This is a genomic window from Ruegeria sp. ANG-S4, assembly GCF_000814005.1.
Taxonomy (GTDB): Bacteria; Pseudomonadota; Alphaproteobacteria; order Rhodobacterales; family Rhodobacteraceae; genus Ruegeria.
The window spans coordinates 13,066-33,519 of record NZ_JWLK01000007.1; the positions used below are offsets into that span (position 1 = coordinate 13,066).

Sequence of the window (20,454 nt, forward strand, 5' to 3'; positions counted from 1 at the left end):
GATGTCCTTATGTCATTCGTTCAGTTACGAGGCGGTCCGCAGGGATTTGAACCCAAGCAGCACCGCCGCCAAGATCATGAAGCTGCCCCCGATCCGGTCGAGCCAGAGCTTTGCCGGACCTTGCAGGCGCCGCGCCAGCCAGCTGGCGCTGCCGCCGTAAGCGGTCAGAAACAGCCCGTCGATGATCAGATAGGTGGCAGAGAGCGCGGCGAATTGCGGCCAGAACGGCAGCGCACCATCGATGAACAGCGGGAAAAGCGCCGCGAAAAACACCACCGCTTTGGGATTCGCGGCGGAAGTGACGAAACCCTGCATCCACAGGGTCTTGCGGCTGGCGCGCGGCGCTGTTTCAGAGGCAGAGGCACGCGCTTTCAGAATTTGCTTGAGACCCAGAAACACCAGATAGGCAACGCCGAGCCACTTGATCACGGTCAGGGCGGTCCCCGATGCGGCGAGGATTGCCGCAAGCCCCAGCCCGGCGGCCAGCATTTGCAGGAAATTGGCGGTCAGGTCACCCGCCGCCGTGAACATCCCGCGCAGCAGCCCGTTGGTTGCAGAGTTTGACAACATCAGCAACTGGCTGGGTCCGGGCGTGCTCATCAGCAGAAGCACCGTCGCCACATAGGTTATCCAGGTCTCAAAGCTCATTTCTTGCCCGGTGTCCCGTCGAATTTCTTTTCGATATCCGTCCAGCAGTCGATGTAGTCGTCCTGCAGCGGAGCCTCGTTTGCGGCGAACGCGGTCAGGTGCTGCGGGAACCGGGTTTCGAACATGAACGACATGGTATTGTCCAACTTGTCCGGGCCAAGGTTCGAATTCGACGCTTTCTCGAACGCTTCCTTGTCGGGCCCGTGCGGGATCATCATGTTGTGCAGGCTCATGCCGCCGGGGACAAAGCCCTGAGGTTTCGCATCATATTGACCATAAATATTGCCCATCATCTCGGACATGATGTTCTTGTGATACCAGGGCGGGCGGAACGTGTCTTCCATCACCATCCAGCGTTCGCGGAACAGCACAAAATCGATATTGGCCGTGCCCGGCTGGCCCGAGGGTGCTGTCAGAACGGTGAAGATTGACGGGTCGGGATGGTCGAACAGGATAGCCCCGACCGGGCAGTAGTTTCTGAGGTCATATTTGTAGGGCGCGTAATTTCCGTGCCACGCGACAACATCCAGCGGGCTTTGACCGATTTGCGTCTTGTGGAACTGCCCGCACCATTTGATTGTGACCGTCGAAGATACTTCGCGATCCTCAAACGCCGCGACGGGTGCCTTGAAGTCGCGCGGGTTGGCCATGCAATTCGCGCCAATCGGACCGCGGCCTGGCAGTTCGAATTTCTGGCCATAGTTTTCGCAAACAAAGCCCCGTGCCGGCCCTTCCAGAACCTCGACGCGATAAAGCAGACCGCGTGGCAGAATGGCGATCTCCTTGGGCTCAAGGTCAATGATCCCCAGTTCCGTCGCAAACCGAAGACGACCTTCCTGAGGCACCACTAGCAGTTCAGAGTCGGCAGAGAAGAAGTAATCATTCTCCATTGTCTCAGTCACCAGATAGATATGACTGGCCATACCGACTTGCGTGTTGACGTCCCCGGCGGTGGTCATTGTTCGCATACCAGTCAGCCATGTAAGGCCCTCATCCGAATGCGGCACCGGGCTCCAGCGATACTGACCCAGCGAGATGACGTCGGGATCGACGCACGGGGCCGATTTCCAATACGGCACATTGATTTTCTCGTACCGGTGCGAGTGTTTGACGGAAGGCCGGATGCGATAGCACCATGTCCGTTCGGGCGGGTTGGCGGTAAACGCCGTACCGCTCAGCTGCTCGCCGTAAAGGCCATAGTTGCATTTCTGGGGGCTGTTCATCCCCTGTGGCAGGGCATCGGGCAGGGCTTCGGTTTCGAAGTCGTTGCCAAAGCCGGGCATGTAACCGGAATGGGTTCCCACAGGCGTTGCGGCCTGGGTCAAGTGATGCGGATCGGTCGGGCGATTCATGGCGCAGTCCTTTCTTTCCACTTGTCGGATAATAGTTGTTTTTGTAACTAACAAGGATGACAAACCCTGAAAACGATGAAAAAGATGAATTTGATCTGCGGAATTTCCTGCCGTTTCTTTTGAATCAGGCAGCCGAAGAAAGTTCGTTAGAGTTTCAACAGGTCTACAAGAATCGGTATGGGATGCTGCGCACCGAGTGGCGTGTGCTGTTTCATCTCGGAAATTACGGCGAGATGACCGCCAAGGATATTGGCCAACGTGCCAAGATTCACAAAACGAAAATCAGCCGTGCCGTCGCAAAGCTGGAGCAGCGGCGGTTTCTGAAACGTATTCGCGACGAAGAGGATCGACGCGTCGAACGGCTTTCTCTGACGCAGGCGGGTCACTCTTCCTATCGTGAATTGCGCGAAATCGCACAAAGCTATGACGCGAAACTGGCGGCTCAATTCACGTCGGGCGAGGTTGCCTTGCTACGGATGATGCTTCGAAGGTTGGCGGGCATGGATTGACCACTGGTATTTGCCCACAAGAAGCCCCAGATGGTTCGTTGAACGGTACAGGGAATTGACGCAATGGCCACGGACCCCAACGCGGCGAAATCGTATGAGCTTGTCGAGTGGCTGGTGACGCGCGGTCTGGAAGGCGCGAGCGAACAGGAACTGCTGGATGGTTATTGTCACAAGCTGCTGGACCTAGATGTCCCGCTGATGCGCTTTCATGCTGCGCATCCTGCCTTGCATCCAGCCTACGGCGGAACCGGCTACAGTTGGTACACCGGGCGCGGTGGTGAATTTGAAACCTTTGACTATACCGAGACCCCAAGCGAGCAATGGCGGCAAAGCCCGCTTTACGCGATTTTGAACGAAGGCCTTGACGAGATCCGGGAACGGATGGTCGATCAGAATACGGCCAGCCGCTTCCCGCTGCTCAACGATCTGCGTGAAATCGGTGCGACCGAATATTACGCGACCGGGGTGAGTTTTGACACGCACGCCGGGCAGGAGCGTTACGAGGCACACCAACCAATCAATGGTGTGTTGTTGTCCTGGACGACGGACAGCATGGACGGTTTTGGCGAAGATGACATGTCGCTGATAAAGATGGCCCTGCCGCACCTCGGGCTTGCATTGAAATCAGCGTCCAGCGCAACCGTCGCGCGGGACCTGATGCGGGTTTATCTGGGGCGTGACGCGGGTCAACGGGTTTTGTCCGGAGAAATCCGCCGCGGGTCGTTGCAGCAGATCGACGCGGTGATCTGGAACTTTGATCTGGAAGGATTCACCGGCCTGTCCGAAGAATTGCCGGGCAATGAGATCATCGACATGTTGAACGACTATCTGGCGGTCGCGGTGGATGTCGTTCACAAATTCGATGGCAGCATCCTGAAATTCATGGGTGACGGGTTGATGGCGATTTTCGACGTGGGCGAGATTGACGCGGATGCCCGTGCTGCTCTGAACGCGGTAGCAGAGTTGCAAAACAAGATGGCCACGCTGAACGATCATCGGGCTGCGAAAGGGCAACGTGTCACGAACTACACCCTCGCCCTGCATGCCGGAGAAATCCTTTATGGCAATATCGGCGCCGAAAGCCGTCTGGATTTTACGGTTATTGGTCCAGCCGTAAATCAGGCCGCCCGGATTGCTGGGATGCACCGTTCCTTGGATCAGCGCATATTGCTGTCAGACGATGTGGCCCGCGCAGCCCAGCCCTGCGCGCACGATCTTGTGTCAGTGGGGCGATACATGCTGCGCGGTGTGGCAGAGCCAAAGGAACTGTTTACCCTGTACGCCAACGGCAAGCCCGCCGGCGGAGGTTGACCCGTTCGCCCGCAGTCAAAGCTGGGCTGAGGTGGCGCGAAGCCTCTCAAGCCGATTGCCGCGCTTTCATTTCGTCCAGATCCTGAAAAACCTGGGTTGCCTCGGTGTTTTCCGCCAGTGCGCGATGCAAGTAGGCGTTTTGGGTTTCCGGGGCCAATCCATTGGTCGGGGGGTCACGATCAAGGTTGGTCGGGAAGGAATAGCCTTCGGCCGTTGCTGCGATGGCGGCTGAAATTTCACCGGCACTTAGTGCGTTTTCGGCCTTGGCACGGACGATGTGGGGATAGACAAGCTTGCACATTGCCAGTCTGTCGATGTTCTCCATGGCGCATCCAAAGGCCGAAGATACCTGCAACAGGTTTGCCATGCGATGGATATCTTTGGTCGTGTTCGCACCCGCCGCGTGAAACAGCGCCGGGTTGAAAAAGACGACGTCTCCTTTTCCAAGAGCAATCTGGACGCACCGTTCTTCAAACAGCTCTCGGAAATCGTCACGCCGCCACGCCGCATATCCCGGTCTGTAGGCCTGAGAAAACGGCAGCAGTTTTGTCGGGCCGCTGTCGACCGGCATATCGCAATGCGCAATCGCACCTTGCAAAGTCAGGGCTGGTGAAAGGTCGTGAACATGTGCCGGGTAGCGCGCACTGATATCTGCCGTCTGAAAACCAAGATGGTAGTCCCGATGGGCCTGTTGCGCGGCCCCGCCAGGGTGAACAAGGTTCACCTGCGCCGTCATTTGGTAATTCGGTCCAAGCCATGCCTCGCAAGCAGCTGCGATCGGCACATTCGCGAAGTAGCGAACAAAAACCTCTGGGTCCGCTTCGCACAGCTTTTGCAGAGAATTCCAGATCCGATCATTGGCACCCGATGCGGCAAAATGGTCGGCACCAGCCTTGGCGGCCTGTTTTTCTGCGGCGATAATCTCCTCGTAGATTGCAGTTGCTTGATCAAGAACGGCCTTATCCGAATATGCACCGCGAATTGCGATCACGCCGGGGCCCGATCTCAGGACCTGTGCCCATTCGCTTAAGACCTTGGGGCGGTTATCGGGATCGTTCAGCAGGGGTAATACGCGCGGGGTCTCGTAGATCGGGACATTTTTCTTGATCTCTGCCGCATATGGAACCGAGGCCGGTGAAATCACCTGGCTAATCAGGCTGCGGAATTCTTCCAGATCGCAAGCAGCTTCGTCGTAGTACCCGGTCGCGGTGTCAACGATACCGTCCATCAATTTTCCTCCACCTCTGAGACCTGTTTGCTGTGGCTCATTCTGTTGGATGCAAGGCGGGGGATCAATTGTCAGGTATCAGGAACCGAAGGCAGACGGGCCAACAGCAAGGGTTCAAGGTGGTTGGATTGGATGCATCACAGGCAAATGCGGCGATGTTCCGGCGTTCGACCGGATCAGAAGTCGATCTCAACACCCGGCAGGTTCAACTCTTTCATCATATCGCGCAATTCCTGACGCGCAGCGATGTTCGAGATGTTCAGTTGCTTGACCCCGATATCCTTTAGATCCAGCAAAGTCAGACCGCGTGGGAACAATTCGCGGAAGATCACCCGCTCGGAAAAGCCGGATGCGACGCGAAATCCGATGCGTTGCGACAGCATTTCAATCGCGCGCTGCATCTTTTCCTTGTTGACCATGCGCTGCGTCCCGACCCGGTTGCGCACGACCACCCAATCAATCGGTTTCAGCCCAGCTTGTGCCCGCAATTGACGCGCGTTCCACACCATCTCGGAATAGACCGACGGCCCAAGGATCTTCTCGCCCTTCGAATCGATCCGCGCCAACAGATCGAAATCGATAAAACTATCATTCAGCGGGGTGATCAGCGTATCCGCCAGCGAATGCGCAACCTGGCTGAGCCGGGTGTGCGAGCCAGGGCAGTCGATCAGGATAAAGTCGCTGTCGCTTTCCAGTTCGGAGACCGCTGCAGACAGGCGGTGATCATAGATATTCTCGCCCGGACCCAATTTGCTGGCGTCAATCTCGGGCAGGTCGTGGTGGCGCGGACTGGGCAGGGTCACTTCCGACCCATTCAGGAAGTTGCCACGGTTTTCGAAGTATCGGCCCAGACTGCGTTGACGCAGGTCCAGATCAAGCGTGCTGACTTTATGGCCCAAGCGCGCCAGCGCGGTGGCAACATGCATCGAAACGGTCGATTTGCCTGCGCCGCCTTTTTCGTTCCCCACTACGATGATATGTGCCATGCCTGTATTCCCACGTCCCGCCGTGTTTGCCCACACGTTGTTGTCGCCTACTATATGTTGTGTCGCGCGGGAAGGGAAGAACTCTGAACCCGGCTTTGCGCCAATATCCGTCATGTGACCGGCAATCCCGTATTGCGGGCCCGTTAGCGGCGGCGCAGTTGCCAAAGCTATTCCAAGCCCCCAGTGTGGCCACAGTTGTGCGGAGGGTTCGGTTTGGATCACCTGTTTCTCAATGTTCTGAACGTGGTACTGCCGGTTCTGATCTGCGCAGGCGTCGGATACTGCCTTGCGTTGATCAAGGCACCCTTCGACAACAAGGTGATTGGGGGCATCGTTTCAAAGGTCGGGTACCCCACGCTCATTATTTCACATTTGTCCACTACAAACCTGGCAGTGGGAACATTTCTGGACATGATGGCCGCTGCAGCGATGGCCGTCGCGGGATTCGGAATTTTGGGATTCGCGGCGCTGAAGGTGATGCGCCTGCCGGTGCGCGCGTTCCTGACGCCGCTTATGCATGGCAACGTGGGCAATATCGGCCTGCCGATTACATTGCTTGCGCTGGGCGACGCCGGGATGGCTTATACGATGGCCTTTGTCGTGGTTGTCCTCGTCAGCATCTTTACGCTGGGCATGTGGATACCCGCTGGCGAGTTCTCGGTCAGAAAGCTGGCAACATCGCCAATCATTTACGCGGTCGTTCTGTCGCTGATCCTGATGGCAACCGGGCAGAGCTTGCCGCAACCGATTGCCAAGTCATTCAACATCCTTGGTGGCCTCTCGATACCGCTGATGCTGCTGACTTTGGGTCATACCCTTGCCACCCTGCGCATCAGCAGCCTCGGTCGGGCCGTACTGCTAACGGTGTTGCATCTGCTGATGGCGGTCGCCATCGCCAGTGCGTTGGTGTGGTTGTTCGGGTTTACAGGCTCGGAACGCGGAGCGTTGATCCTGTGCTGTCTGATGCCATCGTCCGTCGCCACATATTTGTTCATTGATCAGCATGTGCCCGAGTACGGACCAGACGTTGCCGGGTTCATACTGGTATCCACATTGGCGACGATTGCAGTTCTTCCTGTGGCACTGACCTTCTGGATATGAAGGAACACTCGCGTTGTTTTAACCGAGCAAGAACGGTTGGCAGCGACAGAATCTGGTTTAGTGTCTATAGTTTACAGACAAAACAGATTTTGCGTCGGAAAGAGATGCCCGACTCCGTTCGGCGAAAGTCGCGTGAAAACGTCCTAAGGATAAGGTGATGTCAACAACAAGCGCCGCGAGTGCATCCGACATGAAAGGGGCCAGAGTGGTGCTGGCCATGACCGCAATCTGCATGATGGTGGTTGGGTTTAACACGACGGCCGTGGCCACGATCTTGCCAAACCTCAAGGCCGAGTTCGATCTGACACCATCGGGACTGCAGTGGGTGATGGCAATCTATACGGTTGTCAGCGCGGCACTGGTCACGATCGTCAGCCGTCTTGGCGATCTCACCGGCAAGATGGGCGTATTCTTCGCAGGCATGATCGTATTCGCCATCGGCTCGGCCTCGGTTCTGGTTTCGCAGGACACGACCATGCTTTTGGTCGGTCGGGGCGCGCAGGGTGCGGGGGCTGCGGCACTGTTTGGGACCTCTCTGTCTTTGCTGACAGCTGCTACGCCGGAGGAAAAGCGAGCCAGCGTTACCGGGGCTTGGGGCGCCATCGTCGGGCTTGCGATCGGTGTCGGTCCCATCGTCGGCGGCTCGTTCGCGCATTACCTGAGCTGGCGCGGAGTATTCGCAACCGACCTTGCTTTGCTTGTTGCCGCGTTCGCAATCGGATTGCGCGTGCACAAGCACGGCTATGTGCCGGATACCCGTCAGAGTGGTGCCGAATTTGACCTTCCCGGCGCAATTGCCTTGGTTCTTCTTCTCGGGCCATTGTCATTTGCACTCAGCAACGGCGAAAGCCACGGGTGGAGCAGCGCGTTGACGCTTGTACCACTGGGTATCTCGGCGGTTGCAGCCGTTGCATTGGTGATCACCTCGCGTCGCAGCGATGATCCCTTGATCGAACTGCGCTATTTCCGCCACCCGCGGTATTTCATGGCCGCGGCAGGAATGTTCTTTACGGGCTTTACGCTGTTTTGCTTCTTTGTCTATTTCAACACATTCGTTCAGTCGCCAGATGCATTCGGTTACTCCTCCGTTGTCGCCGGTGCCGCGATCATGCCGTTGAGTGTCAGCATGTTTGTGGTCTCTGTCACGGCGCCACGGTTTCTTGCGCCCTACAGCTTCAGGTGGCCGGTGTTGTTCGGCATGGGCCTGATGGGCGTTGGCTTGCTGCTGCTGACGACCACCACTAGCACTACCAGCTATGCCGAGATTTGGTGGAAACTGATCATTGTAGGCATCGGTCTGGGCATCGGATTCTCGCTGCTGCCCCGGCTGGGGCTGCGGCTTTTGCCGGAAGAGCACATGGGGCAAGGGTCAGGCGTTATCAACGCGTTCTTGTATTTTGGGGCAACCATTGGTGCCGTAGTCGGCGGTGTGGCTGAGGCAAGAACAATGCGGTCCGGTCTGTCCGAGGTGATCGCCGCCCTGCCTGCCGGGTCGACGCAACGCGAGGATCTGGCCCACGCGCTCACGCATGGGACGCCCAGTCAGATCCAGCAAATGATCGCGGGACTGGATCCGCAATCCGGTGCCGCGCTGGCTCAGGCTCTGCGCGATTTGCAGGACAACGCCTTTGACAGCGCAATGCTGGTTGCAGCGCTGGCAGCTTTGGCGGCGATGGTGCTGTCGATTTTCCTGCTTCGCGGGCCAGTTCCGCCACTGCACGAGGCGGCAAAATTCACGCGGAACTGAGGCCATCAGAGAGGCTGAAAACCCTTCCTGGCACGGGAGCGGAGGTGTGATGTGAGGTTTATAAGAGCCGTTATTCTGACCTTGCCGATCTGTTTTGGCCTTTCCATCAGCAACGGGATTTTTGCAGCTGCGCCTGCTCTGGCATCAGAAGATTGGCCTTTGGGGAAAATCACGCTGAACACGGTCGTTCCCGACCTGAGCGGCTTGAACCATGTACCGGCTGGCGTTTTGGGCAGTGTCGAAGTGCGCGGCAGTGAACTTGTCTTTCAGGACGGCTCGCCTGCACGGTTCTGGGGCGCAAACCTTCAGGCATATGCGATCTATTTTACCGAGCGTGACAATATCCAGGCCCACGCCAAACGGTTGGCCCAACTGGGTTTCAATCTGGTGCGCATTCATCACCACGATTCAGACTGGGTTCAACCAAACGTCTTCGGAGATCAGTCGAATAGCACAACGCAACTCAATCCCGACTGGATGTCCAAATTGGATCAATGGGTCGCTGCCCTGAAGGCGGAAGGTATTTATATTTGGCTGGATCTGCACGTTGGCCGAAGGTTCACCGCCGCCGACGGTGTCGACCACTTCAATGAGATCGCGGACGGGGCGGCGTCAATCGACGGGCGCGGATACAACTACGTGTCGGACAGCATCGAGCGTCTTATGCGAGAGTTCCAGAGTGCTTATCTGGCACATGAAAACCCGCTGACCGGGCTGAGCTACGCCCAGGATCCGGCGGTCATAGCGGTCCAGTTGACCAACGAAAACGACCTGACGCATCACTTCGGCAACAGGCTGTTGCCGGACAAGGATGTACCTGCGCATTCCGCGCAATACATGGACTTGGCCGCCGAATTTGCGAACGAGCACGGGATTGACCCGGATGTCGTCTGGCGCTCGTGGGAACACGGTTTGCCCAAGGTTTTCCTGACCGAGCTCGAAAAACGTTTCAACGAGCGTATGCGCGAGGCGGTGCTGGCAACAGGGTTTTCGGGATTGATTTCGACGACCAGCCTGTGGGGTGGAATGTCTGTTGCAGGCCTGCCATCGCAAACGCTGGGTTCCATTGCCGATGCGCATAGCTATGGCTGGGAGGATGAGGTCCGGTTCGATCCGCGAGAGCGGCCCGGCTTTCTGGACTGGATAGCCATTGCCCAGATTGCCGACATGCCATTCAGCGAGACCGAATGGAATCTGGATGTTTTTCTTGCCGAAGATCGGTTTCTGGCACCGCTTCGTATCGCGGCAACCGCTGCGCATCAGGGCTGGGATGCTTTGATGGTCTACGGGTATTCGCAACAACCACTGAATGATCCGGTGGTGCCTGAAAACTGGAGCATCGCAGGCGACCCTGCAATGATCTGGATGATGCCTGCCGCAGCCCTGTTGTACCGTCGGGGACATGTTCGACCCGCTGCAAGGACCTTTGCCCTGTGCCCGGATTCAGACGTCTTTTTCGGGCAGGTAGTTTCGCCAGAAACTTCGGTCGGGATTCGCACGATCGTCGAACAAAGCCGATTGGTCACCTGCATGCCCGAGACGCCGGAACTGCCGTGGCTCATACCCACGGACCCGGCGGCGTTAATGGCTGAATCGCTGGATCTGAACCGCTCTTATCTTACCCAGAACGCAGAAGTCGTTACTTCGGATACAGCGGAGTTCTTTCGAGATTTCGGCCGAGGGCTGTTTGTGGTGAACACGGCAACCAGCCAGATCGCTGCGGGGAATCTTCAAGACGGTCCGGTCGCGACGACCGATGTAACCTTCGACGTCGCAACGCCGATGGCTGCGGTGGCTGTCCAAAGCCTTGATGACAAGCCGCTGGCGCGTTCTGGCCGTGTGCTGATCTCGATCTCTGCGCGGGCAACGCCTTTGGGTCCGTCGGAAACGGACTACCGGATCGAGCCGGTGTCCGGCCAAATTCGTGTTCGCGCACAGCCTGACCTGAGGCTCACACCGGTCGACCCGAGCTTTGGCGCTCTTGCAGACGCGCACCACGTGCAGGATGGATACCATCTCATCGACCTGGACAAGCTCAAGGGCAATCGATGGTTGATCCTGGAATAGCAGCCGCGACAGCATGTATTCCTGAGGCTTTGGTCCAAAAGCAAAAAGCCGCCCTAAACGAGCGGCTTTCGCAATTCACAGGGACGGTGCTTAGAAGCCCAGACCTTCGTATTTTTTCTTGAACTTCGACACACGGCCACCGGCGTCCATCAGACGGGTGCCGCCACCGGTCCACGCAGGGTGCGAGGAGGGGTCGATTTCCAATGCCAGCTGGTCGCCCTCGGCGCCCCAGGTGGATTTCATCTGAACCACGGTGCCATCGGTCATTTTGACGTTGATGACGTGATAATCGGGATGGATGTCTTTTTTCATCTTTCCGCTCCTTACGCCTCGGCGCCAGCCTTGGGCTTGTAGTTGGTGACTTCTGCGATACGTGCGGATTTACCGCGGCGGGTGCGCAGATAGTACAGTTTGGCGCGACGGACGCGGCCACGGCGGACAACGGTGATGCTGTCGATGTTGGTCGAATACAGCGGGAACACACGCTCCACGCCTTCACCAAACGAAATCTTGCGAACGGTGAACGAACCGGCGATGCCGTCGCCGTTCTTGCGCGCGATGCAGACGCCTTCGTAGTTCTGCACACGGGTGCGCGACCCTTCGGTCACCTTGTAGCCGACACGCACGGTGTCACCGGCTTTGAAATCGGGGATGTCTTTCCCCAGGGCGGCAATCTGTTCCGCCTCAAGCTGTGCGATCAGGTCCATCGCAGTTACTCCTATCTGCTCGTGGTTGGTCCACGAAGTTTGGGCACGGCCTGAGAGCTCTTGGTCTTCACCGGGTCCTGCGTACAGCCCGCCAGAGGTCAGATCGAATGTTCCTTATGTCAGGTCTGCCCTGTCGCGCCGTGGCTGAAGAAAGCCGGGCGTCACGTCAGAATGCAAACCAAACCACCGGAGTCGCGCAAAGCGGCCCCGGATTGCGGTCGTTTAAGGGCTTTGTGGGTGAGGATCAAGTCTTTATCGCCAGATTCTACGGGCAGGACGGTGGGTTTTTGCCGTTTTGAAAATCCCACTTTGCCTTGCGCCGTCGTTCGGGCATTCTGAGGTCAATTAAAAGAGCAGATTTCAGTTACAGGAACATATAATGCGGAAAGCGGTATTTCTGGCCCTAATGGTTATTGCGCTGGTGTCCTGCGGACGTCGCGGGCCACAACCTCAAACGGTCGAGCCGATGGCTTTTGCCGATGCGACAGCGCCATCCGTCATCTATCCCGACTTCGGAGACGCCGATCCCCACCCGTGGGAAGGGCGGCACCCCGGGCACTATCCGGTGCATGGGCTGGATGTGTCGCGCTGGCAAGGGCCGATTGACTGGCGCACGGCCAAGGCGTCCGGTGTCAGCTTCGCGTTTATCAAGGCAACCGAGGGCGGCGACTTTTCCGATCCGTTGTTTCAGACCCACCGCCGTGGCGCGCAGGACGCTGGCGTGCCGTGGGGCGCGTATCACTATTACTATTTCTGCCGCCCCGCAGCAGAACAGGCGCGCTGGTTTATCGAGAATGTTCCGAAAGGGGCTGACCTGCCCCATGTTCTGGACATGGAGTGGACGCCCCATTCCAAAACCTGCACTCTGCGTCCCGACGGGCGAACGATCCGCGCCGAAGCGCAACGTTTCCTGAGCATCCTTGAGGGACACTATGGCCGCCGCCCCATCGTCTACACGACCGTAGATTTTTTTGAAGACACCGAAATCGGACGGCTTCCAAAGACAGAGTTCTGGCTAAGGTCCGTTGCGGGCCATCCACGCGATGTGTACCCGAAAACGATCTGGCGGTTTTGGCAGTACACCGGCACCGGTTTGGTGCCGGGCGTGCAAGGCAAAGTGGACATCAACACTTTCAACGGCTCGCCCGAGATCTGGGCGCGGTGGAAGGCAGGGGCGTCTTAGGTTCTTGGTGCGCGGTAGGTTTCGACCGTGCCACCGCCAACAAGGTGATCAAGGCGCCTGACGCGCTCTTCGCCGTGAGAGTCGTTCAGCCAGATCTGTTCGCCATCTGACAGATTGCGGCGTTCAAATCCAAGTCTGGTCATGCAGCGATCAACCTGATCAATTTCGCCCTGCGCCCGAAGCTCGTCCTGAATTGGAACCGTGACCAACGTACCGATGAGGGGGCTGAACAAAAGGATATTGGTCGCATAACCGCCAATCACGGCGCTGTTGCCGCCAATATCCGCTTCGGTGATGCACGAGTTTACGGCAACCTTGGCCGAGTGCAGATTGTGACCTGCTTGGGTCGGTACCGACATTTCCAGAGGTTTAGCGGCGCAGGCCGAAAGGGCCAGCATGGCGAGGGGTGCGAGTTTTTTCATTTTGCAGCCTGTTATTCTTCGATCTGAAATTGCTTTTTCGGCAACATCCATCAGATGAGTAATTTGATGCTGAAACAGCCACAAGCGGTGTGGCGCGAAAGGCAGCGCATGCGACCTGCGCGCCACACTGCGCGGTCTAGTCGGAGGCTTTTTTGCTAGCGTCTACATACTGTTCCCACAAGTCAGGCCGGCGTTCGCGCGTGATTTTCTCGGACATTTTATGCCGCCATTGTGCGATGCGCCCATGATGACCTGACATCAGGACTTCGGGAATTGTTCGCCCGTTCCAATCTGCGGGTCGCGTGTATTGCGGATGTTCCAGCAGGCCCGTGGAAAAGCTCTCTTCTTCGGCTGACGCCTGATTGCCCAGAACGCCCGGAAGCAACCGCACCGTCGCATCGATCAGCGCTTGGGCTGCAATCTCGCCGCCGGTCATGACGAAATCCCCAAGGCTGACCTCTTGGACCCCGTAGTGTTCAAGAACCCGCTCGTCCACGCCTTCAAACCGGCCGCAGAGCAGGGTCATGCCATCACACCGCGCCAGATTCTGCATCATCCGCTGATCCATGCGGCGACCGCGTGGGCTCAGGTAGATCAGCGGCCAGTTTCCTCGCATGTCCGCCATCGTGTGTTCAATGGCGTCGCCCAGAACGTCCGCCCGCAATACCATGCCCGCCCCGCCCCCTGCCGGCGTGTCGTCGACATTGCGATGCTTGCCGATACCGAATTGCCGCAGATCAACGGTTTCCAGTTGCCATAGCCCGTCTTGCAGGGCTTTGCCTGTCAGGCTTTCGCCCAGCACACCCGGAAAGGCCGACGGAAACAGCGTGATGACTTTGGTCTTCCAGACACCGTGCAGATCAGGTGTCGGGGTCATGAGTTCTCGCGGTTTCAGCGTCGGACGAATGGCCTTTCGACCGTGTGATTTTCCGGGTTGGTCCGTCATGTGATGCCGATCCCGTCCTTCTGATCGTTTTGGGCAAGACCCTGCTTTTGCCGGATCAGATCAGGCTCGTCCAGATCAGACCGGTTCAACTTCAGCATTTCGTCCAATACATCTTCGGGCAAAGCCGGATTTTTGCGCGCAGGCTCGACCAGTTCGCCGGCCTGATCTTCGGGCAGGTTCAGAAAAGCCGCAAATGGCGCACCGGGACCAAGCCGGTGTCGCTGCAAATCGTGCAGCCATTCAGATTGAATTTTGACGTTTGGAAGCCGGTCGCGGATCGCCGAGACGGCGTCTTCGGGCGAGGGGACAGCCGCCATCCGGGTTTGAAACGCATCGAAATCCAGCAGCAGCCGGGTGCGCTGAAGATCATGGGCCCAAAGGCTGCGCAACCATTCCGTGCGTTGCCTGAGGGAATAATACAGCGTGATATCCACTTCTTCACCGGCGAACCGGTCGCGTACAAGTCCGATGAGGCAGGACGCCAGTTCTGGTGCGGCCTCATAGCCGATGGCGACATTGCGACTGGGTCTCAGACCCGAAAAATTCTCTTCGCTCAGGATAAGCCCCCGTTTCTCGCCGAAATCGAGAGTGGCCAACAGATCTCGCGTTCTATTGGTGAAATCGGTCAGGGCGTTCTGTGTTCCGTAGGCAGAGTATCGCGTAGCCGCGTCCGACAAGCCCAGCTTACGGGTACGAAACGGTGGAACCAGCGCGTGATGTGGCCAGATCATCCGACGGTTTTCGAACAGAAAGGATTGTGCGGCTGTCGTTCCGGTCTTGTGCAGACCCAGATGCAGCAACACTTTTCGCATCACAGCAGCCCATCGGGCGGATCGGCGATGATGCGGCCCTTTTCCAGATCAACCGTTGGCACAACCTCAAGCGTGAAGGGCAGCAGAACGGTGGATTTCAGGCCCGGCCCGTGCAACTCCAGCAAATCCGCTGCGCCGTGGTTCTGCACCGATTTGACCTGACCCAGAAGCGTGCCGCCGGTGTCATAAACCTCCAGCCCGATCAGATCGGTGTGGTAAAATTCGTCGTCGGGAAGCGACGGCAGCTGATCCCGCCGCGCAAACAGGCGCAGGCCTTTCAAGGCGTCCGCTTCTTCCTTGGTTTCCACGCCGCCCAAACGCGCCGCAAACCCGTTCTTGATCGTCCGTGTCAGAACCAGCGGATACCGCTCCGCGCCCGCCTCATCGGTCAGGGGAGAATAAGCCTCGATATTTTCGGGCACGGCGCAATAGCTTTTCAGCCGCACCTCGCCCCGCACGCCATAGGATCCCGCAATGCTGCCGACGCAGATCAGATCACTCATTTGGCCCATCCGTTACACATAGCCCGTCCCGCCACTGCCCGATCTCTGCGCAGGCCTCGCGCTGGTTCGAGCGTTCGAAGAATACGCCCACAATAAAGGCGATCATCAGCAGGATGGGAAGCCGTAACAGTCCGAACATGGTCCTACCGTATCTCGATGGGCAAAGTGTCGGCGCGGTTTTCCCAGCCGACCTGTTCCAGTTCCGGGGTATCCGACAAGGCCTCGGGCCAGCCCACGCAGAAATAGCCGATCAGCCGCCAGTTATCGGGCACCTTCAGATCGCGCGCCATTCGGTCGGGATCAAGGATCGACACCCAGCCCAGCCCCAACCCTTCCGAGCGCAGCGCGAGCCAGAACAAGGTGATGGCAGAGACAACGGAATACCGCCGCATCTCGGGCATGGTGCCCGCGCCCAGACCTTGGCCCTTGTGGGTGGCATCGTCGCAGAACACGGCCAGTTGCACCGGGGCCTCCTGCATGCCGGACAGTTTCAATTGGCTGTAAAGTTGCGCTTTTTCGCCGGAATAGCCGTCCAGCGCCTTGGTGTTGGCGGCCTGGAAATTCTTCAGCGCCGCGTCGCGCGCAGCCGCGCTTTCGACACGGATCACGCGCCAGGGTTCGCTCAGCCCCACCGAAGGGGCCAGCCGAAACGCGTCGAGGCAGCGCGTCAGCACTGCCTCGTCCACGGCGTCGGTGCGGAACCGGCGCACGTCGCGCCGGAGCCGCATCAACAGATCGAACTGCGTGCGAAAATCGTCACTGAAGGCCTGATCCTGCACGCGCTGGCCTGCTTATTCTTCAGCTGCTACAGCTTCTTCTTCAGCCGGAGCCTCAGCCGCCTCGGTTGCCTCGGCAGCCTTGGACGCCTTCTCTTCCGCGCGTTCCTGAGCCTTCTTGCCCGGAGTCCCCTTCTGCGGGTTGTTACGCTCGGCCTTGTCACGCGCACCGGCAGCTTCCAGCATACGCGCGATCCGGTCGGTGGGCTGTGCGCCCTGATCCAGCCAGTACTGGATGCGCTCCATGTTCATTTTCACGCGCTCCTCGCTGTCTTTCGGCAGCAGCGGGTTATAGGTGCCCAGTTTCTCGATGAAACGGCCATCGCGAGGCATGCGGCTGTCCGCCGCTACGATGCGATAGAAGGGACGTTTTTTCGAGCCGCCGCGGGCGAGACGAATTTTCATTGCCATGGTGGTATCTCCTTTGAATGGCATCACGCCGAAGGCGTGTCTTTTTTGGATGCCGGGCTGACGCCAGGCCTACGATTGGTGTTTCTTATGGTGTCGGATGACTTCCTGAATGATGAAATTCAGAAAAGCCTTGGCGAAATCGGGGTCCAGATCGGCCTTTTCCGCCAGGTCTTCTAACCGTGCGATCTGCGCAGCTTCGCGCGAGGGATCGGACGGGGGAAGGTCGTGTTGCGCCTTGAGCTTGCCAACGGCCTGCGTGTGTTTGAACCGCTCGCCCAGCGTATAGACAAGGATCGCGTCCAGCCGGTCGATGCTTTCGCGGTGATCTTTCAACAGCGCTGCGGCCTGTGTCACGGGGTTGGTCATTGGCCGATCCTCTCAGCGGTCAAAGCGGTGTCAGAGATGTCGATATGCGGGTGACGCCAGATCTGAGCGTGCTTACCCAGAAGTTCGGCTCTTTCAATCTCCAGCGTCGCACCAAGCCGCTCAGCCAACGCGCGCGATCGGCCATTGGCATGGGCGATGTACGAGATCACCCCGTTCAGACCTTGATGCCGCGCGGCAAAGTCGCGTGCGGCCTGCGTTGCTTCGAAGGCAATTCCTTTACCTTCGAATTCTTCCATCACAACCCAACCAAGTTCGGGCTCTGCCCAACCCGGCGCATTCATCATGCCTGCCCATCCGGCAAACTGCCCGTTGGACCGTTCAGTAATGTGCCAGACGCCATAGCCGTGAAGAGCCCACTGACCAATCCGTCCCGTCAAGGACCTCCAAGACTCAAAATCGTCTCTTGGCCCGCCAACCATATGGCTGCGTTCGGTCGCAAAGAACGCGGTCATCGCGGGCAGATCATCCAGATGCGGCGCGCGCAGGATCAGGCGCTCGGTTTCGACCGTTGGGATGGTGAAAGAGGTCATGCGTACGCCTCCATCCCGCCATTCACCAACTCGGACGGTGCCGGATGCCGCCAGATTTCCGATTTACCAAACTTGGGGTGCTCATAATGGTATTCGAACTGCGCACCCAAACGCTTGGCCACGGCCTTGCTTGCGGTGTTGTCCACGTCGATCAGAGAGATCGCGGTCTCCCACCCCAACACATCATACGCATGCGCACGCGCGGCCAGCGCGGCCTCGGTCGCGTAGCCTTTGCCGGTGGCATCGTTCATCAGCGTCCAGCCGACCTCGGGCTCGGGCCATCCCTCGGGGAACCACAGCCCGATCCGTCCGACATAGGTTCCGGTGTCTTTTTCCGCAGCGCTCCAGAACCCATAGCCGCGCATCGACCAATGACCCAGGATAGACGCGATCACGCGCCACACTTCATCCCGGCGCAAAGGTCCGCCGACGAATTTTGAGGCCTCGCTGGCGAAGAATGCGGTATCCGCGTCCAGATCAGCCTCGGACGGCGCGCGCAGTATCAGGCGTTCGGTTTCAAGGGTAGGAATGCTGTGCAGGGTCATGCGCGGCCCTCCGCCCCAGCGGGCATGTGGCGGTAAACCAGGGTGGTGCCGTCATCCTCGGGTATTTCACGTTCAACAGTTGCGCCAAGACGTTGCGCCAGCCGTTCTGAGCGGGTGTTCCCTTTGACCACGAAACTTGCAAGCGTTTTCCAGCCAAGCTGATCGAACGCAAAATCACGCGCCGCGCTGGCCGCCTCGAACGCATAGCCGTGGCCTTCGCCGTCTTCCGTGAAGATAAAGCCAAGCTCAGGCTCAGGGTCTTCCGGCTCGAACCCCAGAACAACAAAGCCCAGCAGGTGACCACCTGCCTTCGCCTCAACCGACCAAAGGCCGTGGCCCCGCAGCGACCAGATGGCAACCATCTGGGCGAAATCGTACCACGCATCTTCGCGCGACATGACGGACAGATACCGGGCACGCGGGCTGGCCACGATCTGGGCGTAGGTGTCGAAATCCGACAATTGAGGCGCTCGCAGAACCAGACGCTCGGTTTCGAGCGTTGGGATGGTACCAGCTACCCGAGCCGCCAGTTCTACCCCTTGCGTATTCGGCGCAACTTCAAACCGGAAGGTCATTGCAAAACCTCCGGTTTGGCGCATGCGCGCAAGGATATGCAGGGGACAAAGGCCAAGTTACTTCTTCTTCCCGAACCCGCTCAGCCCCGGGGGCAGCGCCATGCCGCCGCCCATGCCGGACAGGCCGCCGGGCATCTTGCCGCCCATCGCCTTCGCCGCCTGTTCCAGCGCCTTGGGGTCCATGCTTGCGGCCATTTCCTCGGGCGAGGCTCCGCCTTTGCCGAACATGCCCTTCATGGCCTGTTTCAGCATCTTGCCTTTGCCCATCTTGCCCATCTTTTTCATCATGTCCGACATCTGCCGGTGCATCTTGAGCAGCTTATTGAGGTCGCTGACCTCCATCCCGGAACCGGCTGCAATCCGTTTCTTACGGCTCGCCTGCAACAACTGAGGGTTGGCGCGTTCGCGTTTGGTCATCGACTGGATCAGGGCAATCTGCTGGCGCAGAATCTTGTCGTCCAGACCCGCCTGATCCATCTGCTTGGCCATCTTGCCCATGCCGGGCATCATGCCCATCATGCCCTGCATGCCGCCCATCTGGATCATCTGCTCCAGCTGAAGTTTCAGGTCGTTCATGTTGAACTGACCTTTGACCATGCGCTTCATCATGCGCTCGGTCTGTTCCATCTCCATCGTTTCCTGGGCCTTTTCGACCAGGGCCACGATGTCGCCCATGCCCAGAATACGTCCCGCAATCCGGTCAGGCTCGAAGGTTTCGAGCGCGTCCATCTTTTCGCCCAGACCGACAAAGCGGATCGGCTTGCCGGTGACCGCGCGCATCGAAAGCGCCGCACCGCCGCGCCCATCACCGTCCATCCGGGTCAAGACCACGCCCGAGATACCGACCTTCGCGTCGAACTCCTCGGCCACCTCAACGGCGACCTGACCGGTCAGGCCGTCGACCACCAGCAAGGTTTCGCGCGGGTCGACCGCGTTGCGAACCTGCTCGACCTCGTCCATCAGGACTTCGTCGATGTGCAGACGGCCTGCGGTGTCGAGCATATAGACGTCGTAGCCGCCCAGCGTTGCCTGTTGCTTTGCGCGCTTGGCGATATCGACGGGCTTCTGGCCGGGCACGATCGGCAAGGTATCGACACCAACCTGCGTGCCAAGAACGGCCAACTGATCCATCGCCGCTGGGCGGTATACGTCCAGCGAGGCCATCAGGACCTTCTTGCCCTCTTTCTCTTTCAGGCGTTTCGCCAGCTTACCGGTTGTGGTCGTCTTACCCGAGCCTTGCAGACCGACCATCAGGATCGGGGCAGGTGGGTTGTCGATCTTGAGCGCACCGGGGTCTTCCTCGCCGCGCAGTACATCGACCAGCGCGTCATGCACGATCTTGACGACCTGCTGGCCCGGCGTAACCGACTTGGTGACGGCCTGACCTGTGGCCTGATCCTGTACCTTTTTGACGAACTCGCGGGCAACCGGCAGCGAGACGTCGGCCTCGAGCAGGGCAACCCGAACCTCACGCAGGGCGGTCTTGACGTCTTCCTCGGACAGCGCGCCTTGTTTGGTCAGCCGGTCAAAGACGCCAGAGAGGCGTTCGGATAGATTTTCAAACATGCCTTCGGCCTCCTTCGCCGGTTATCTGGTGGCGCCTCCTAGATAGGAAGCGTCGGTTCATTGCACAAACGCCCCCTCCCACTGAATTGGACGTGGGGGTCATGCCAAATGGCATTGCCCCCACGGGCGAAACTCGCTGGTG

Annotated in this window: 25 protein-coding genes; 7 read left to right on the forward strand and 18 right to left on the reverse strand. The window is 58.6% G+C overall.

From position 1 onward, the window contains the following. Window positions 1-24: 24 nt before the first annotated feature. Both RA28_RS19925 and hmgA read right to left on the reverse strand, forming a co-directional pair. On the reverse strand, window positions 25-648 hold the full coding sequence (locus RA28_RS19925; RefSeq protein WP_039532668.1) for a LysE family translocator: 624 nt from the start codon (window positions 646-648) through the stop codon (window positions 25-27). Further along, window positions 645-2,000: a homogentisate 1,2-dioxygenase gene (gene hmgA / locus RA28_RS19930; protein WP_039532671.1), complete on the reverse strand. Its 1,356-nt coding sequence runs from the start codon at window positions 1,998-2,000 to the stop codon at window positions 645-647. Before hmgA ends, RA28_RS19925 begins: the two co-directional genes overlap by 4 nt. Before the next feature lie 56 nt (window positions 2,001-2,056). Between hmgA and RA28_RS19935 the strand changes: the two genes are divergently transcribed. Next, a complete protein-coding gene (locus RA28_RS19935; protein ID WP_039532675.1) occupies window positions 2,057-2,509 on the forward strand; it encodes a MarR family winged helix-turn-helix transcriptional regulator in 453 nt (150 codons plus the stop codon). 63 nt (window positions 2,510-2,572) lie between these two features. Next, window positions 2,573-3,820 (forward strand): adenylate/guanylate cyclase domain-containing protein, encoded by a 1,248-nt coding sequence (locus RA28_RS19940; RefSeq protein WP_039532678.1) that lies wholly within the window; start codon window positions 2,573-2,575, stop codon window positions 3,818-3,820. Between the two features lie 46 nt (window positions 3,821-3,866). On the opposite strand, the gene RA28_RS19945 is transcribed toward RA28_RS19940, so the two are convergent. Both RA28_RS19945 and RA28_RS19950 read right to left on the reverse strand, forming a co-directional pair. After that, window positions 3,867-5,048, reverse strand: a complete 1,182-nt coding sequence (locus RA28_RS19945; RefSeq protein ID WP_039532679.1) for a phytanoyl-CoA dioxygenase family protein — start codon at window positions 5,046-5,048, stop codon at window positions 3,867-3,869. 176 nt (window positions 5,049-5,224) lie between these two features. Beyond that, window positions 5,225-6,034: a division plane positioning ATPase MipZ gene (locus RA28_RS19950; protein ID WP_039532947.1), complete on the reverse strand. Its 810-nt coding sequence runs from the start codon at window positions 6,032-6,034 to the stop codon at window positions 5,225-5,227. Window positions 6,035-6,247: 213 nt separating this feature from the next. Between RA28_RS19950 and RA28_RS19955 the strand changes: the two genes are divergently transcribed. The 3 genes from RA28_RS19955 (at window position 6,248) to RA28_RS19965 (ending at window position 10,949) form a co-directional block, all read left to right on the forward strand. Next, window positions 6,248-7,135, forward strand: a complete 888-nt coding sequence (locus RA28_RS19955; protein ID WP_039532949.1) for an AEC family transporter — start codon at window positions 6,248-6,250, stop codon at window positions 7,133-7,135. Window positions 7,136-7,292: 157 nt separating this feature from the next. Beyond that, on the forward strand, window positions 7,293-8,882 hold the full coding sequence (locus RA28_RS19960) for an MFS transporter (protein ID WP_082029872.1): 1,590 nt from the start codon (window positions 7,293-7,295) through the stop codon (window positions 8,880-8,882). Between the two features lie 51 nt (window positions 8,883-8,933). Next, the gene (locus tag RA28_RS19965) at window positions 8,934-10,949 is read left to right on the forward strand and encodes a cellulase family glycosylhydrolase (protein WP_241481178.1); all 2,016 of its coding nucleotides are present in this window, start codon (window positions 8,934-8,936) and stop codon (window positions 10,947-10,949) included. Between the two features lie 90 nt (window positions 10,950-11,039). On the opposite strand, the gene rpmE is transcribed toward RA28_RS19965, so the two are convergent. Together rpmE and rplS are read right to left on the reverse strand one after the other, a co-directional pair. Next, window positions 11,040-11,261, reverse strand: coding sequence for a 50S ribosomal protein L31 (rpmE, locus tag RA28_RS19970; RefSeq protein ID WP_008757924.1), 222 nt, complete (start codon window positions 11,259-11,261; stop codon window positions 11,040-11,042). Window positions 11,262-11,272: 11 nt separating this feature from the next. Then, window positions 11,273-11,656, reverse strand: a complete 384-nt coding sequence (rplS, locus tag RA28_RS19975) for a 50S ribosomal protein L19 (RefSeq protein WP_039532681.1) — start codon at window positions 11,654-11,656, stop codon at window positions 11,273-11,275. Between the two features lie 107 nt (window positions 11,657-11,763). Between rplS and RA28_RS19980 the strand changes: the two genes are divergently transcribed. After that, entirely contained in the window at window positions 11,764-11,955 is a 192-nt protein-coding gene (locus tag RA28_RS19980; RefSeq protein ID WP_039532682.1) for a hypothetical protein, read from the forward strand. Window positions 11,956-12,035: 80 nt separating this feature from the next. Continuing rightward, a complete protein-coding gene (locus RA28_RS19985) occupies window positions 12,036-12,839 on the forward strand; it encodes a glycoside hydrolase family 25 protein (protein ID WP_039532683.1) in 804 nt (267 codons plus the stop codon). On the opposite strand, the gene RA28_RS19990 is transcribed toward RA28_RS19985, so the two are convergent. From RA28_RS19990 to ffh, 12 genes are all read right to left on the reverse strand, one after another. Continuing rightward, window positions 12,836-13,261 carry a hypothetical protein gene (locus RA28_RS19990; RefSeq protein WP_039532953.1) on the reverse strand — a complete coding sequence of 142 codons (426 nt, stop codon included), beginning with the start codon at window positions 13,259-13,261 and terminating at the stop codon, window positions 12,836-12,838. The genes RA28_RS19985 and RA28_RS19990 overlap by 4 nt on opposite strands. Before the next feature lie 136 nt (window positions 13,262-13,397). Further along, window positions 13,398-14,207 (reverse strand): tRNA (guanosine(37)-N1)-methyltransferase TrmD, encoded by an 810-nt coding sequence (trmD, locus tag RA28_RS19995; RefSeq protein ID WP_039532684.1) that lies wholly within the window; start codon window positions 14,205-14,207, stop codon window positions 13,398-13,400. After that, on the reverse strand, window positions 14,204-15,019 hold the full coding sequence (locus RA28_RS20000; protein ID WP_039532685.1) for a hypothetical protein: 816 nt from the start codon (window positions 15,017-15,019) through the stop codon (window positions 14,204-14,206). Before RA28_RS20000 ends, trmD begins: the two co-directional genes overlap by 4 nt. Next, window positions 15,019-15,522 carry a ribosome maturation factor RimM gene (gene rimM, locus RA28_RS20005; protein ID WP_039532686.1) on the reverse strand — a complete coding sequence of 168 codons (504 nt, stop codon included), beginning with the start codon at window positions 15,520-15,522 and terminating at the stop codon, window positions 15,019-15,021. The genes RA28_RS20000 and rimM overlap by 1 nt, the downstream gene beginning before the upstream one ends. Next, window positions 15,515-15,661, reverse strand: a complete 147-nt coding sequence (locus RA28_RS22905; protein WP_193747438.1) for a hypothetical protein — start codon at window positions 15,659-15,661, stop codon at window positions 15,515-15,517. Before RA28_RS22905 ends, rimM begins: the two co-directional genes overlap by 8 nt. Before the next feature lie 4 nt (window positions 15,662-15,665). Beyond that, a complete protein-coding gene (gene bluB, locus RA28_RS20010) occupies window positions 15,666-16,301 on the reverse strand; it encodes a 5,6-dimethylbenzimidazole synthase (protein ID WP_039532687.1) in 636 nt (211 codons plus the stop codon). Window positions 16,302-16,313: 12 nt separating this feature from the next. Further along, on the reverse strand, window positions 16,314-16,709 hold the full coding sequence (rpsP, locus tag RA28_RS20015; protein ID WP_039532688.1) for a 30S ribosomal protein S16: 396 nt from the start codon (window positions 16,707-16,709) through the stop codon (window positions 16,314-16,316). 69 nt (window positions 16,710-16,778) lie between these two features. Next, entirely contained in the window at window positions 16,779-17,075 is a 297-nt protein-coding gene (locus RA28_RS20020; protein ID WP_039532689.1) for a chorismate mutase, read from the reverse strand. Beyond that, a complete protein-coding gene (locus RA28_RS20025) occupies window positions 17,072-17,626 on the reverse strand; it encodes a GNAT family N-acetyltransferase (protein WP_039532690.1) in 555 nt (184 codons plus the stop codon). Before RA28_RS20025 ends, RA28_RS20020 begins: the two co-directional genes overlap by 4 nt. Further along, on the reverse strand, window positions 17,623-18,171 hold the full coding sequence (locus tag RA28_RS20030) for a GNAT family N-acetyltransferase (RefSeq protein WP_039532691.1): 549 nt from the start codon (window positions 18,169-18,171) through the stop codon (window positions 17,623-17,625). Before RA28_RS20030 ends, RA28_RS20025 begins: the two co-directional genes overlap by 4 nt. Further along, window positions 18,168-18,746, reverse strand: a complete 579-nt coding sequence (locus tag RA28_RS20035; protein ID WP_039532955.1) for a GNAT family N-acetyltransferase — start codon at window positions 18,744-18,746, stop codon at window positions 18,168-18,170. The genes RA28_RS20030 and RA28_RS20035 overlap by 4 nt, the downstream gene beginning before the upstream one ends. Before the next feature lie 57 nt (window positions 18,747-18,803). Next, window positions 18,804-20,312, reverse strand: a complete 1,509-nt coding sequence (gene ffh, locus RA28_RS20040; protein WP_039532692.1) for a signal recognition particle protein — start codon at window positions 20,310-20,312, stop codon at window positions 18,804-18,806. Between the last annotated feature and the right edge of the window lie 142 nt (window positions 20,313-20,454).

Bases quoted from the DNA above. Each gene is read 5' to 3' on its own strand.
- RA28_RS19950 (WP_039532947.1), bottom strand. From the start codon at position 6,034: ATGGCACATATCATCGTAGTGGGGAACGAAAAAGGCGGCGCAGGCAAA.
- RA28_RS19945 (WP_039532679.1), bottom strand. From the start codon at position 5,048: ATGGACGGTATCGTTGACACCGCGACCGGGTACTACGACGAAGCTGCT.
- RA28_RS19935 (WP_039532675.1), top strand. From the start codon at position 2,057: ATGACAAACCCTGAAAACGATGAAAAAGATGAATTTGATCTGCGGAAT.
- RA28_RS20035 (WP_039532955.1), bottom strand. From the start codon at position 18,746: ATGACCTTCCGGTTTGAAGTTGCGCCGAATACGCAAGGGGTAGAACTG.
- RA28_RS20020 (WP_039532689.1), bottom strand. From the start codon at position 17,075: ATGACCAACCCCGTGACACAGGCCGCAGCGCTGTTGAAAGATCACCGC.
- rpmE (WP_008757924.1), bottom strand. From the start codon at position 11,261: ATGAAAAAAGACATCCATCCCGATTATCACGTCATCAACGTCAAAATG.
- RA28_RS22905 (WP_193747438.1), bottom strand. From the start codon at position 15,661: ATGTTCGGACTGTTACGGCTTCCCATCCTGCTGATGATCGCCTTTATT.
- ffh (WP_039532692.1), bottom strand. From the start codon at position 20,312: ATGTTTGAAAATCTATCCGAACGCCTCTCTGGCGTCTTTGACCGGCTG.
- RA28_RS19990 (WP_039532953.1), bottom strand. From the start codon at position 13,261: ATGAAAAAACTCGCACCCCTCGCCATGCTGGCCCTTTCGGCCTGCGCC.
- rimM (WP_039532686.1), bottom strand. From the start codon at position 15,522: ATGAGTGATCTGATCTGCGTCGGCAGCATTGCGGGATCCTATGGCGTG.
- RA28_RS19940 (WP_039532678.1), top strand. From the start codon at position 2,573: ATGGCCACGGACCCCAACGCGGCGAAATCGTATGAGCTTGTCGAGTGG.
- RA28_RS19925 (WP_039532668.1), bottom strand. From the start codon at position 648: ATGAGCTTTGAGACCTGGATAACCTATGTGGCGACGGTGCTTCTGCTG.
- trmD (WP_039532684.1), bottom strand. From the start codon at position 14,207: ATGACGGACCAACCCGGAAAATCACACGGTCGAAAGGCCATTCGTCCG.
- RA28_RS19960 (WP_082029872.1), top strand. From the start codon at position 7,293: ATGTCAACAACAAGCGCCGCGAGTGCATCCGACATGAAAGGGGCCAGA.
- rpsP (WP_039532688.1), bottom strand. From the start codon at position 16,709: ATGGCAATGAAAATTCGTCTCGCCCGCGGCGGCTCGAAAAAACGTCCC.
- rplS (WP_039532681.1), bottom strand. From the start codon at position 11,656: ATGGACCTGATCGCACAGCTTGAGGCGGAACAGATTGCCGCCCTGGGG.
- RA28_RS20025 (WP_039532690.1), bottom strand. From the start codon at position 17,626: ATGACCTCTTTCACCATCCCAACGGTCGAAACCGAGCGCCTGATCCTG.
- hmgA (WP_039532671.1), bottom strand. From the start codon at position 2,000: ATGAATCGCCCGACCGATCCGCATCACTTGACCCAGGCCGCAACGCCT.
- RA28_RS20000 (WP_039532685.1), bottom strand. From the start codon at position 15,019: ATGCGAAAAGTGTTGCTGCATCTGGGTCTGCACAAGACCGGAACGACA.
- RA28_RS19985 (WP_039532683.1), top strand. From the start codon at position 12,036: ATGCGGAAAGCGGTATTTCTGGCCCTAATGGTTATTGCGCTGGTGTCC.
- RA28_RS19980 (WP_039532682.1), top strand. From the start codon at position 11,764: ATGTTCCTTATGTCAGGTCTGCCCTGTCGCGCCGTGGCTGAAGAAAGC.
- RA28_RS20030 (WP_039532691.1), bottom strand. From the start codon at position 18,171: ATGACCCTGCACAGCATTCCTACCCTTGAAACCGAACGCCTGATACTG.